General features: G+C 65.9%; 13 protein-coding genes. 7 read left to right on the forward strand and 6 right to left on the reverse strand.

The features are described 5' to 3' along the window. The first annotated feature begins 118 nt into the window (after positions 1-118). Both lpxC and R3C13_RS13800 read left to right on the forward strand, forming a co-directional pair. The gene (gene lpxC, locus R3C13_RS13795) at positions 119-1,030 is read left to right on the forward strand and encodes a UDP-3-O-acyl-N-acetylglucosamine deacetylase (protein ID WP_371311413.1); all 912 of its coding nucleotides are present in this window, start codon (positions 119-121) and stop codon (positions 1,028-1,030) included. A gap of 108 nt (positions 1,031-1,138) precedes the next feature. Beyond that, complete coding sequence (locus R3C13_RS13800) at positions 1,139-1,969, forward strand: outer membrane protein assembly factor BamD (RefSeq protein ID WP_371311414.1); 831 nt, start codon at positions 1,139-1,141, stop codon at positions 1,967-1,969. Positions 1,970-2,006: 37 nt separating this feature from the next. Here the strand turns inward: R3C13_RS13800 and ligA are convergent, their stop codons facing one another. Continuing rightward, positions 2,007-4,109 (reverse strand): NAD-dependent DNA ligase LigA, encoded by a 2,103-nt coding sequence (gene ligA, locus R3C13_RS13805; RefSeq protein ID WP_371311415.1) that lies wholly within the window; start codon positions 4,107-4,109, stop codon positions 2,007-2,009. After that, complete coding sequence (gene recN, locus R3C13_RS13810; protein WP_371311416.1) at positions 4,106-5,794, reverse strand: DNA repair protein RecN; 1,689 nt, start codon at positions 5,792-5,794, stop codon at positions 4,106-4,108. The genes ligA and recN overlap by 4 nt, the downstream gene beginning before the upstream one ends. Before the next feature lie 140 nt (positions 5,795-5,934). Here recN and R3C13_RS13815 point away from each other — a divergent pair, with 140 nt between their 5' ends. After that, on the forward strand, positions 5,935-6,720 hold the full coding sequence (locus R3C13_RS13815; RefSeq protein ID WP_371311417.1) for an SDR family NAD(P)-dependent oxidoreductase: 786 nt from the start codon (positions 5,935-5,937) through the stop codon (positions 6,718-6,720). Here R3C13_RS13815 and R3C13_RS13820 read toward each other — a convergent pair. Further along, positions 6,717-7,124, reverse strand: a complete 408-nt coding sequence (locus R3C13_RS13820; RefSeq protein ID WP_371311418.1) for a tautomerase family protein — start codon at positions 7,122-7,124, stop codon at positions 6,717-6,719. The genes R3C13_RS13815 and R3C13_RS13820 overlap by 4 nt on opposite strands. Before the next feature lie 123 nt (positions 7,125-7,247). Here R3C13_RS13820 and R3C13_RS13825 point away from each other — a divergent pair, with 123 nt between their 5' ends. Further along, positions 7,248-8,042 carry a helix-turn-helix transcriptional regulator gene (locus tag R3C13_RS13825; RefSeq protein WP_371311419.1) on the forward strand — a complete coding sequence of 265 codons (795 nt, stop codon included), beginning with the start codon at positions 7,248-7,250 and terminating at the stop codon, positions 8,040-8,042. Between the two features lie 4 nt (positions 8,043-8,046). Here the strand turns inward: R3C13_RS13825 and R3C13_RS13830 are convergent, their stop codons facing one another. Further along, a complete protein-coding gene (locus R3C13_RS13830) occupies positions 8,047-9,858 on the reverse strand; it encodes an aminopeptidase P family protein (protein WP_371311420.1) in 1,812 nt (603 codons plus the stop codon). A gap of 180 nt (positions 9,859-10,038) precedes the next feature. Between R3C13_RS13830 and R3C13_RS13835 the strand changes: the two genes are divergently transcribed. Further along, entirely contained in the window at positions 10,039-10,206 is a 168-nt protein-coding gene (locus R3C13_RS13835) for a hypothetical protein (RefSeq protein WP_371311421.1), read from the forward strand. 3 nt (positions 10,207-10,209) lie between these two features. On the opposite strand, the gene R3C13_RS13840 is transcribed toward R3C13_RS13835, so the two are convergent. Continuing rightward, positions 10,210-11,076, reverse strand: coding sequence for a 50S ribosomal protein L11 methyltransferase (locus R3C13_RS13840; protein WP_371311422.1), 867 nt, complete (start codon positions 11,074-11,076; stop codon positions 10,210-10,212). A gap of 120 nt (positions 11,077-11,196) precedes the next feature. Here R3C13_RS13840 and R3C13_RS13845 point away from each other — a divergent pair, with 120 nt between their 5' ends. Beyond that, positions 11,197-11,481, forward strand: a complete 285-nt coding sequence (locus R3C13_RS13845) for a TM2 domain-containing protein (protein ID WP_371311423.1) — start codon at positions 11,197-11,199, stop codon at positions 11,479-11,481. Here R3C13_RS13845 and R3C13_RS13850 read toward each other — a convergent pair. Next, on the reverse strand, positions 11,475-11,972 hold the full coding sequence (locus R3C13_RS13850) for a GFA family protein (protein WP_371311424.1): 498 nt from the start codon (positions 11,970-11,972) through the stop codon (positions 11,475-11,477). The genes R3C13_RS13845 and R3C13_RS13850 overlap by 7 nt on opposite strands. Positions 11,973-12,117: 145 nt before the next feature. Between R3C13_RS13850 and R3C13_RS13855 the strand changes: the two genes are divergently transcribed. Further along, positions 12,118-12,528: a hypothetical protein gene (locus R3C13_RS13855; RefSeq protein WP_371311425.1), complete on the forward strand. Its 411-nt coding sequence runs from the start codon at positions 12,118-12,120 to the stop codon at positions 12,526-12,528. The last annotated feature ends 13 nt before the right edge of the window (positions 12,529-12,541 follow it).

Here is a 12,541-nt window from a genome sequence, read left to right on the forward strand (position 1 = left end):
GCCGTACCGACAGGTACGGCCCTTTTGTAACACGGCGAAACAAGCCGTGTTTTGCGCCCGGAGCGCCTGCAAGCCAGATAGGCTCATCAGGTATTGTGCGAGTAGAGGCGTTTCAGGCATGGACATGCAGCACACCATTGAGCGGCCCGCCATGTGCGCTGGTATCGGCGTCCACAGCGGCGAAAAGGCCCGCCTGATCCTGAAACCCGCTCCGGTCGGCACCGGCGTCGTGTTCCGCCGCACGGACATCTCCGGTCGCGACACGCTGGTTCCCGCGCACGCAGAAACCGTCTCAGACACGCAGCTCGGCACCACACTCACCAATGAGGCCGGCGTCTCCGTTGCCGTGGTCGAGCATCTGATGGCGGCCGTCTCCGGCCTTGGCATCGACAATCTTCTCGTCGAGATCGACGGGCCGGAAGTGCCAATCATGGACGGTTCCTCGGCCGTGTTCTGCGAGCTGCTGCTGCAGGCGGGCATGAAAGCCCAATCCGCCCCGCGCCGCCGCATCCGCATCCTCGAAACCGTGGAAATCGTGGACGGCCCGAAGCGCGCCACCCTGTCCCCGTCCCCCGACAATCACCTGACGATGCGCGCCCGGATCGAGTATGACAACAACGTCATCGGCACCCAGCAGATGGCCCTGCGCCTTGCGCCCGGCATGTTCGCCCGCAACCTCGCCTTCGCCCGCACCTATGGCTTTGCCCGCGATGTCGACATGCTGCGCAGCATGGGCCTCGCCCGCGGCGGCTCGCTCGACAATGCTGTCGTGGTCGATGGCGAGGAGATCATGAACCCGGAAGGCCTGCGCATCGAAGACGAATTCGTGCGCCACAAGATGCTGGACGCTGTGGGCGACCTGATACTGGCCGGCGCCCCGATTGCCGGTTCCTATGATGCGGTCCAGCCCGGCCACTCGCTGAACAACAAGCTGGTGCGAACGCTGCTGGCCACGCCGTCGGCCTGGTGCTGGGAAACCGATCAGGACGTGGCTGCCGAAACCAGCGCCCCGGCCCGCGCCGCCCTCTAGGCCTGCCGCCCGCTCAGTAGCGTCTCCCTGTGAAAGTTCCTTGGAAAAGCCTGCAAGTTCGGGCTAATCAGGATCGGTCAGAAACAGCAGTAAAGTGCGCCCGAGCCCATGAAGCCTGCAAAGCCCATTGCCCTCGCCCTGATCGCAGCCGCCGTCAGCCTGACCGCCTGCCAGAGCAAGGCCAAGCGCCAGGAAGAACTCGCCTATGTCGAGCGCCCGGTGGAACAGCTCTATAATCAGGCCGCCGCCAGGCTCGACAGCCGCGCCTATGACGACGCGATCCTGATGTTCAATGAGGTCGAGCGCCAGCACCCCTATTCCGAATGGGCCCGCCGCTCCATGGTGATGACGGCCTATGCGCAATACAAGCAGCACGATTATGAGGAGGCGATCTCCTCGGCCCGGCGCTATATCGGCCTGCACCCCGGCGGCTCGGAAGCCGCTTATGCCTATTACCTCATCGCAATCAGCCAGTTCGAGCAGATCGTCGATGTCGGCCGCGACCAGGGCACGACCGAAGCGGCCAAGGCCTCGCTGGTCGATGTGGTCCGCCGGTTCCCCACCAGCGAATATGCCCGCGACGCCCAGGTGAAGCTCGACATGGTCAACGACCAGCTCGCCGGCAAGGAAATGACCATTGGCCGCTGGTACCTGCGTTCCAACCAGACGCTGGCCGCCATCAACCGGTTCCGCACCGTCGTTGAAGACTTCGACACGACCTCGCACACCGAAGAGGCGCTGTACCGCCTCGTGGAGGCCTATCTGACGCTTGGCATGCGCCCGCAGGCCGTCGAAGCAGCCGCAGCGCTCGGCTACAACTATCCGGAATCGGACTGGTATCGCATGACCTATGACCTGATGACCTCGGAAGGCCTGGCCCTGGAAGTCGAAGCGCCGAAGCGCACGCTGATCCAGAGACTGATCCCCGGCGGCAAATAGGGCGGCCAACAGGCCCCTTTCCCACCCGCTGGCGGGATCAGCCCCCGATCAGATCAAACCATTCGTCTTCGGTCATCGTCTGTACGCCGAGTTCTTCGGCCTTTTTCAGTTTCGATCCTGCGCCGGGGCCCGCGACGAGAATATCCGTCTTCGCCGACACTGACCCGGAGACCTTGGCGCCGAGTGCGCTCGCGCGGGCCTTCGCCTCGTCGCGCGTCATCCGCTCCAGCGTGCCGGTGAACACGATGGTCTTGCCGGCAACCGGACTGTCGGTCGCCGCGCGCGCCTCGTCTTCGACGGTGACTTCCTCGAGCAGGGCCGCCAGCATGTCGCGATTGTGTGCTTCGCGTTCGAAATCGCAGAGCGCCCCGACGGCAGCCGCGCCGATCCCGTCTATGCCGGTAAGTTCAGCCCAGGCCTTGCTGTCTTCCCCGCCTTCAGCCGCAGCGGTGACCGCAGCCCAGAAGCTTTCCCAGTGCAGGAAATTGCGAGCGAACAATTGCGAGGTCGTCTGCCCGACATGCCGGATGCCGAGCCCATTGAGAAAGCGGGCGAACGGCACGGCACGGCGCGCATCGACGGCATCGAACAGTTTTTTTGCCGAAACCGCGCCGAATCCTTCCCACTCTTCAAGCGGCGGCAGGCCGGCCGCCTCGATCGCCGTCCGCAGGCGGAAAATATCCTGCGGCCCTTCCAGCACGCCGGCCTCGTGGAACAGCTGGATCTGCTTCGCGCCGAGCCCGTCAATGTCGAGCGCCTTGCGTGACACGAAATGCTTGAGCCGCTCTACCGCCTGCGCCGGACAGACAAGCCCGCCCGTACACCGCCGGCGCACATCCTCGACACCCTTGTCGTCAATCTCCCGCACCGCGTCCGAGCCGCAGACCGGACAGGCATGTGGCATCTCCCACGCCTTGCCGCCGCCATCCTTCACGACACGGAGCACTTGCGGGATCACATCGCCCGCGCGCTGGATCTCCACCACATCGCCCGGCTTCACGCCAAGGCGCGCAATCTCGTCTTCATTGTGCAGCGTGGCGTTCGACACGACGACACCGCCGACCGTCACCGGCTCCAGCCGCGCGACCGGCGTCAGCGAGCCGGTGCGCCCGACCTGGATATCGATGGCTTCCAGCCTGGTCGTCGCCTTCTCGGCCGGGAATTTGTGCGCGATCGCCCAGCGCGGCGCGCGGGAGACAAAGCCGAGCCGCTGCTGCCAGTCCAGCCGGTCCACCTTGTAGACGACGCCATCAATGTCATAGGGCAGGCTGGCCCGCCGGGTCTCAATTCCGTGATAAGTTTCGAGCAGGCCGCCAACCGTCTCTGTACGGATCATAAGCGGATTGGTCTCGAATCCCCAGGCTGCGAATTTTTCGACCGCCTCATGCTGGCTTGCGGCAAAGGGCGCGCTCTCGGCCGCCCAGGCGTAGGCGAAGAAGCGCAGGGGCCGCGATTTCGTGATCTCGACATCGAGCTGGCGCAGGCTGCCGGCCGCCGCATTGCGCGGATTGGCAAAGGTCTTGCGGCCCGCCTCCCCTTCCCGTTCGTTCAGCGCGGCAAAGTCCGGCTTGGTCATGTAGACCTCGCCGCGGATCTCGATCCTGTCGGGCCAGCCCTTGCCCGACAGTTGTTCCGGAATGTCCTTCAGCGTGCGGGCATTGGCGGTAACATCCTCGCCCACCTCGCCATTGCCGCGCGTCGCGGCGCGTTTCAGCTTTCCCTTTTCATAGGTGAGGCTGAGCGACAGACCGTCGATCTTCGGCTCGGCCACCATCGCCACCGGCACGTCGGCCCCGAGGCCGAGGAAGCGCCGGATGCGGTCGACAAAATCCGTGACGTCCTCATCGCTGAAGGCATTTTCGAGCGACAGCATCGGCGCGGCATGAGCCGCCTTCGCAAAGCCCTCATGTGCCGCCGCGCCCACGCGGTCGGACGGGCTGTCCTCGCGTTTCAGGTCCGGAAAGCGGGCTTCGATCTCGGCATTGCGCAGGCGCGCGGCGTCATATTCCGCGTCGCTCATCAGCGGGGCATCGTCCTGGTAATAGGCCGCGTCCGCTTCCGCGATCAGCTTCGCAAGGCGTTCAAGCTCGGCCGCCGCTTCCTCGCGGGTCAGGGCTTCGGGCGGGGTCGCCTCGCTCATGCATCCTCCAACAACCTCCCGGCTGCGGCCCGTGCTTCTGCCGTGATTTCGGCGCCGGACAGCATGCGGGCAATTTCTTCCTGCCTGTCCGCTTCATCTAGCCCGCGCAGCCGCGTGCCGCCAGACTTGCCCTTGCCTTTCTCCACAAGCCATTGCGCCCGCGCCGCTGCCGCCACCTGCGGCGAGTGCGTGACGGCGAACACCTGCCGCGCCTTGCCGAGACGCACCAGCCGCTCGCCAATCGCCGCGGCGACCGCCCCGCCGACCCCCTGGTCGGCCTCGTCGAAGATCAGCGTCATGGCGCTGCCGGCTTCTGCGAGCGCGCATTTCAGCGCCAGAGACACCCGCGCGAGTTCCCCGCCGGACGCAATCTTGCGCAGCGGCCCGAAGCCCGCGCCCGGATTGGTCTCGGCATCGAACTCCACCTTGTCGGCGCCATGGGCCCCGCCTTCTTCGCCCAACGGCTCGACCGCCACGCGGATCACCGCCCGGCCGAGCTTCAGGGGATTGAGCTCTTTCGCGATCGCTGCCTCCAGCCGCCCGGCCGCGGCCTTGCGCGCCACGCTTAGCTTGTCGGCGGCGGCATGCCAGGCGGCGTTCGCCGCGGCCTCTGCCTTGCGGGCGCGGATCAGCTGGTCTTCGCCCGCCTCGACAAGGTCCAGCCGCTCACGCAGCCGGACCAGAAGCTCCGGTAGCAGGTCCGGATCGACCGAATGTTTCCGCCCCGCCGCCCGCAGCGCGAACAGCCGCGCCTCGGCCGCCTCCAGCGCACTCGTGTCATGCTCGACCAGGCTTTCCAGCGCCGCAAGCGCGCCCGCCGCCTCCCCCGCCTCGATCAGTGCCCGTTCAATCGCCTCGGCCGCCGCCCGCGCCGCATGGGCAAGCGGATGATCCGCCCCGTCGAAGCCCGGCAGGCGGCAGACGCGTTCAGCTGCCCGCGCGGCTTTCGACAATGCGGCCTCGACATCTCCCTCGGCCAGCGCGTCTTCAGCCTCGGCAATCGCCTCGGTGACCCGTTCGGACTGCATCAGCCGCGTGCGCGTTTCGGTGAGGCCAGCCGCCTCCCCCACCTGCGGGGCAAGCTGTTCCAGTTCGCCGACTGCGGCGGCCAGCCAGTCCCGCGTGCGCAGCGCCTCGCGGTGCGCTTCTTCCAGCTGCTCGCGGGCTTCGCGCGCGGCCGCCCGCGCCCCGTGCGCTTCCGCGCAGGCCGCCAGTAACGCCTCATTACCGGCGAACAGATCGAGCAGCTTGCGGTGCGACGAGGGCCGCATCAGGCTGGAGGCGGCGTGCTGGCCATGGATCTCGACCAGCGTCTCACCGGCCTCCGCCAGCAGGGCCGCGCTTACCGGCTGGTCATTGATAAAGGCCCGCGCCGGACCGGATGTTCGCACCACCCGTTTCAGGGTCAGCGTCTCGTCGGGGGAAGCTTCGAACCCGTGTTCGGCCAGCACCTCCCAGACCGGATGGCCCGGCGGCACAGCGAACTCCGCCGCGACGGAGGCCTGCTCCGCCCCGGCGCGCACCATGGCCCGGTCCGCCGCTGCGCCAAGCGTCAGCGACAAGGCATCGAGAATGATCGACTTGCCCGCCCCGGTCTCGCCGGTCAGCGCGGTAAAGCCCGCGCCGGGCTCAAGATCGAGACGGTCGATCAGAACAAAATCGCGAATGGACAAAGCAAGGATCATGGCCCGCACTCCCAACTCTACGGAGCGTTCTTATCATGAGAACAAATGCGGAACAAATAGAATCTTCAGGCCAGCCCATGGGCGCGCTGAGGCGATAAGTATAGCCTGCCGAAAACGGCGAAATCAGGGAGGCGCAGCACATGATCGACTATAAGGACACCGCCGTGCTGGTGACAGGCGGCGCCTCGGGCATCGGCGCGGCGCTCGCCGCACAGCTTGCCGCGCGCGGGGCAGACGTGATCGTCGCCGACAAGCAGGGCGATCTCGCCCGCGAGGTGGCCGCCGCCCTGCCCCGCCCCGGCTTTGCCGTCGCGTGCGACCTGTCCGATCCGGCCGCACCCGCCAGGCTCGTCGCCGAGGCCTTCGCCTGGAAGGGCCGGCTGGACCTCGTCTGCGCCAATGCCGGCTTCGGCCGCCGCAAGCGGATGATGCAGGAGGCGTTCGGACCCGACACGATGGCGCTCTTCGCCGTCAACATGTTCGCGCCGTTCCGCATGGCGCAGGCCTATGGCGCGGCGCTGGAGACGGCCGGCCGGCGGGGGCGGCTGATGATCACCGGGTCGGAAAACTCCCTCAGCCTGCCGCAGGCGGTGACGCGCAGCCGGCTCGGTGCCTATGGGGCGAGCAAGCATGGCGTGCTGATCATGGCCGAATGGCTGCGCGAGGAACTCGCGGGTGAACTGATGGACGTCCACGTCCTGATGCCGGGCGGCGTCTACACGCCGCTCATCGCGCAGGGCCTGCCGGACCCGAAGGACATCCCGCCCGAATTCAACGTCATCATGCCGGAGGAGTGCGCCCGGATCGCCCTCAAGGGCCTCGACCTCGGCCTCTTCTACATCCCGACGCACAAACATATCGCCGACGACATCCGTCCGAGGGCGGAAGGTGTGTGGGAGGCGATCAGGGCGCTGGGCCTCTCCTAGGCGCCCCCGATCCGCGAATCCGTTCCCGTATCGGGATCGACCGCGCGGGCATGGACCCACCAGTTCTCAAATGCCGTCTCGATAATGATCATGCCGATATCCTCGCGCCGGAGGCCCGGCGACTTGACGAGATTGTCCGCGATCGTCTCGAACAGGCGCTGCTTCACAGCCGCCGGACGGGCATTGAACGACAAGCGGATCATCAGGAAATCGGGGCTGCGCGGCACACCGAAATAGTTCGGGTCGAAGATGTAATTCTCTTCTTCCAGTTCGCATGTGACCTGGAAGTAGTCGTCTCCCGGCAACTTCATGACCTCAATCATCGCCTGATGAATGCTTTTCGAAATGGCGGCCTTGTAGGCCTTGTCCTTGCCGGACCGCATCCAGACCTGAATCAATGGCATCGTATGTCTCCTTGGCTCGCGATCCGGCGTTGACGGATCGTTCCGCAAGAATAAAGTGCCTTTTCATGTCCAAACAGGACTAGGATTATCCTAGGATAAATTGAGCCCACGCAGGAGCCCCTGATGCCCGTATCCGGATCGGCCGCCACGCGCCACGACACCACCACGCTCGGGCGGTTCCTGCGCTCGCGCCGCGAAGCGATCAGGCCGGAAGCTGTCGGCCTGCCCGAGGGCGGACGCCGGCGCACACCGGGCCTGCGCCGCGATGAGGTGGCCGAACTCGCGGATATCAGCGTCGACTGGTACATCCGGCTGGAACAGGGCCGCCCCGTGACGCCGTCGCGCCAGACGGTCGACGCCCTTGCAAGTGCCCTGTGCCTCGACGCCGTCGAAACCGCGCACCTCTATGCCCTGACGGGCACCGCGCCCGCCGCCGGCGCGATGGACGAGACCGCGCCGCCTGCCGTGCGCCGCCTGGTCGACCGCCTGTCCCAGCCCGCCTACATCACCAACCGCCTCGGCGACGTGCTGCACTGGAACGGGCAGGCCGAGCGCCTGTTCGGCTTCGGCGGCGTCTCCGGCGAGGACCGGAACGTCTATGCCGGCATGTTCCTGCGCGAGTCCTCGCGCAGGCTGTTCGCCGGCGGCTGGGCGGCTGAGGCCAAGCGCATGCTCGCTGAATTCCGGCCGGTCTACGACGTCAATGCCACCGACCCGCGCTTCGTGCGCCTTGTCGGCCGGTTGCAGGCCGGCAGCGCCGAGTTCGCAAAATGGTGGAGCCTGCACGATATTCGCAAGGGCGGCGGCGGGCAGAAGACGCTCTACCCGCCAAAGGGCCGCAAGACCCGCTACGAATATGTCGCCCTTCAGGTGACGGAAAACCCGGCCCTGAAAACAGTGATTTACTCCGAGATCTGATCTCTCAGATCCGCGCGGTCGCGGCTTTCAGCCAGGATTTCACATCGTCCGGCAGTTTGCGGTTCAGCAGTTTCCAGACGCGCTTGTGATAGTCGTTGACGTAGGCGCGCTCTTCTTTCGAGAGCAGCTTCACATCAATCAGGTCTCGCGCCAGCGGCGCGAAGGTCAGGCATTCGAAGCTCAGCATGTCGATCTCGCCGCCTTCGATGGGCGCGGCGGGCGTGACATATTGCAGGTTCTCGATGCGGATGCCGTACTGGCCCTCGCGGTAATAGCCGGGCTCGTTCGAGACGATCATGCCGGGCGCCAGCGGCGTCGCGTTCCATGGCTTTGCGATCCGCTGCGGGCCTTCATGCACGCCAAGGTACACGCCGACGCCATGGCCGGTGCCATGCTGGTAATCCAGCCCCGCCTGCCACAGCGCGTGGCGCGCCAGCACATCGAGATGCGTGCCCGTCGTGCCCGGCGGGAAGCGCACGGTGGCCAGCGCAATATGGCCCTTCAGCACCAGCGTGTAGTGCCGGATCATGTCGGCCGTCGGCTCGCCGATCGGCACGGTCCGCGTCACATCCGTCGTGCCGTCCGGATACTGACCGCCGGAGTCGATCAGGAACAGGGAGCCACGGTCCAGCTTGCGGTCGGAGGCGGTCGACACGCGATAGTGCGGCAGCGCGCCATGCTCCACCGCACCGGAAATCGACGGAAAGGACAGGTCCTGCAGCCCGTCGACTTCATCGCGCAGGGATTCCAGCTTGATCGTCGCATCGATCTCGGTGACGTCGCCGCTCTGGGCCTCGGTGTCGAGCCAGTGCAGGAATTTCGTCAGCGCCACGCCGTCACGGATGTGCGCGGCCGTCGTGCCTTTTATCTCCGCCGCGTTCTTGCAGGCGCGCGGCAGGGCCACCGGGTCGCGCTGGCGCACGATCTTCCCGCCGGCCGCTTCCACCTTGTCGAAGAACCAGGCCGAGGCGACATCCGGATCAAGGCTGACCGTCTTGCCGGAAAGATCCGCAAGCCCCTCTTCCAGCGCGCCGAGCGGACGCAGCGTCACCGTGTTGCCGAGATGCTTGCGCAGTTTCGGCGACACCTTGCCTTCGTCCAGGAACAGGTCCGCCGTTCCATCCGCATAAAGAATGGCCCGGCCGAGCGGCAGCGGTGTGCACGACACGTCCCCGCCCCGGATATTGAACGCCCAGGCGATCGAGGACGGCGAGGTCAGCACCGCGGCATCCACTTTCGCGGCGGCAAGCGCCCGGCCGATTTCGGCACGCTTGTCCGTATGCTCGACGCCGGCGAACTTGACCGGATGCGGCACGACCTGTGCGTCCGGCTGCGGCGGGCGGGCGGTCCACGCCTTGTCCAGCGGGTTGTCGTCCACCGCCACGGCGCGCGCGCCTGCACTCTCAGCCGCCGCCTTCAGCGCGGCGACATCGTTCGGGCTCATCAGGCGCGGATCGTAGCCGATGGTCTTGCCGTCCAGCGCCTGCATTGCCAGCCAGCCGAAGGCGCCCGGATCCGGCACGCCCTGGCGTTCCCAGAGTTCCGGCGCCGTCTGGTCGGCCGCCTGCAGCGTGTAGCGCCCGTCGGCGAACAGCACGGCCCTGTCCGCGAACACGAAGGCCGAGCCGAACGAGCCGGTAAAGCCGGACACCCAGGCGAGGCGTTCATTCGCGTCCGGCAGGTATTCGTTCTGATACTCGTCCTCATGCGGCACGTAGAATCCGTCGAGGCCCATCGCAGCCATTTCCTTGCGGAGCAATGGCAGGTGCGCGCGGCCGTCCTGGGGGCCGCCCTTGATATCGAAAGTCTGTCTCATGCAGCAGTCTTAGCGCCCGCACCCATGCGTGGAAAGCGCATTTGAGCTATGCGTTTTTGCACGCAAAAAGCGCATTTTGTATACTTTTTCGTATGCCTTCACACCCTATATGACGCGTATCGATATCTATTGTGCAGCGCACAAAATTGCCGCTGCCAGGCAACAAGAAGGAAAGATGCGATGAAACGTGAACTCAACACCCCCATTCACAGCGAAGCCGTGGTCACGGTCCCGGTCGGCCGCCCGCTGGAAGTCAACGAAGTGCGCTCTGCCGGCCCGCTGGCCGCTCGCCCGCACATCCTGGCCCGCCGCAATGCCCGCTGGGCCCGCCGCGCCGCGCACGGCTAGGCTTCAGGGCGCCTGAATTTTCTGGCGCATCACCAGCGTCGACCAGCCATCCTTGCGGATGCGGCGCTGGAACAGGAGGCCATGGCCTTCGAAGGCATGGCGCACCAACCCGGCCTGGTGATGCAAGAGGCCTGACAGGATGATCGTCCCGCCCGGCGCCGTCAGGCGGGCGATCTCCGGCGCAAGGCCGATCAGCGGCCGCATCAGGATATTGGCGAACACCGTGTCATAAGGTGCCGCCCGCCGGATGCGCGGGCTGTTCGCGCCGCGCACATGCAGCGCGGTAAAGCCGGAAACCTGGTTCTTCGCAGCGTTTTCATTGGCAACGCCGACACTGTCGAAGTCGATATCGGTGCCGAGCGCCATGCTTGCGCCCGCCTTCAGCGCCGCAATTGCCAGCACGCCGGAGCCCGTCCCGAGGTCCAGCACCCGGCCAATGCCGCGGCGGCGGCGCACCGCGTCCAGCGCCAGCAGGCAGCCGAGCGTCGTGCCGTGATGGCCGGTGCCGAAGGCCGGTCCCGCCTCGATCAGCACGGGGATCTTTCCCGGCGCCATCTTCGCCAGCGCATGGCTGCCGGTCACGAAGAACGGCCCCGCTGAGACCGGCGGCAGCCCTTCGAGCGACATCGTCACCCAGTCACGCTCGACCACTTCCTCGATCCGGGCATTCAGCTCCGGGCTCGTCGCGGCGATGATGGCGACGCATTCATCGGCCTCTTCCTGCGTCTCGCAGAAGGCATCGAGACGCCACACGCCGCGCCCGTCTTCCTTGCAGTCCACCGCGCCCGCCGGCGACGGATCCGCCCAGGCCAGCGCATCCCATGCCGCTTCCACCGGCGCCCGCGCGCCCTTTGTCGAAATCTGGTACATGGCCGCGGCGCTTAGCAGCCCGGACCGCCCGGCTCAATCGGATAGTTTTTTTGCCGCGGCCTCTGGAACTCCGCCGAAAATCACATATATTGTTTTTCGATAAGAAAGGAGACCAGGCCGATGAGCCTCTCGACCAATGACCGGATCTATATTGAACAGCGCGTGGCCAATTCGAAGAAAAGCCCCGCCGCAGCTTACCTGCTCTGGTTCTTCCTCGGCTGCGTCTCGGCTCACCGCTTCTATCTCGGCAAGTGGGGCACCGCCCTGCTGCAGATTTTCAGCTATCTCTTCCTGATCGGCTTTGTCTGGTGGATGGTGGATTTCTTCCTCATCCCCTCGATCATCGAAGACGATGCCGACGACAAGCGCTATCGCTACGCCCGCCAGATGCGCTACGCCTATTGAGGCGGGCCGTAGATTTCTTCGAACCGGCCCCACAGCGCAGGCCGCGTCGACCTGAACTCCTCGATCACGAGCGCATCTGACGCGGCCGTCGACCCGGCAATCGCCTCCCCGACAAAGATGTGGGATGTCGCCACCGCCCAGCTGGAATCGTCTAGCGTCCCGGCGCACAGAATGACAAGGTCCGGCGCAGCCTCCGGCAGGTGCCACATCCGCGTGCCACACTCCGTACACCGCTCGATCGGAATCATGTTGCCACTGCCGCCCCGTCGGCGGAACACGTCGAACGTGCCGGACAGCCGCTCCAGATCGCTGGCCATCAGGTGCAGGAACAATCCATGCGAAGCGCCGGTCAGGCGCTGACAATCCTTGCAATGGCAGGCATTCACGCATTTCGGCCGCGCCGTCACGCGATAGCGCACCGCCCCGCAATGGCATCCGCCCTCGATCGGGAATGCCGGCAAGGCCGGCCGGGAAATCTCTGTCAGGATCATACGCGTGGCCCCTTCCCGCAACCGGGCCCGCATCTGTGTCAACGGGCTGTCGCGCAATGGATTAGCCGGGTGCACCGGACGGCGCAATTGGCCGTACAGGAACATTGCGTGCAACGCGCCGGCGATTGTGATAAACGCAGGTCAAATGAGCTGGGCACGACGCATCTCGGAACATCCCTGGCTTTCGCTGGCGGTTTCGGCCGCCACGATCGTCTCGACTGTGCTCGCAATCGCTGCATTCTTCCTCTCATCCGACAAGGCGGTTCCGGACCATGACCCTGCCGGTTCCGAACAGGTCCAGAGCGAACTGGTCGGCACCTGGATCCTGCAAACGCCGCCAGATCCGGAACTCGTGGTCGAATACAAGCCCGATGGCACCTACAGCCTTGCAAGCCCGGATGGCGTCGTTGCGGGGTTTTACGAGGCCCGTAACGGTGTCTTCACCTCGCGGGCGCCCGAGCTTGGCCTCGTGGACCGCGGGCGCTACCAGATGCTGGATGACGAAACGCTCGAAATGTCGGGCCAGCTCGGCGTCAGCATCTGGAAACGGCAATAGCGCCAGCGCGCAC

It is taken from the genome of Hyphomonas sp. (genome assembly GCF_041398385.1).
Classification (GTDB): Bacteria; Pseudomonadota; Alphaproteobacteria; order Caulobacterales; family Hyphomonadaceae; genus Hyphomonas.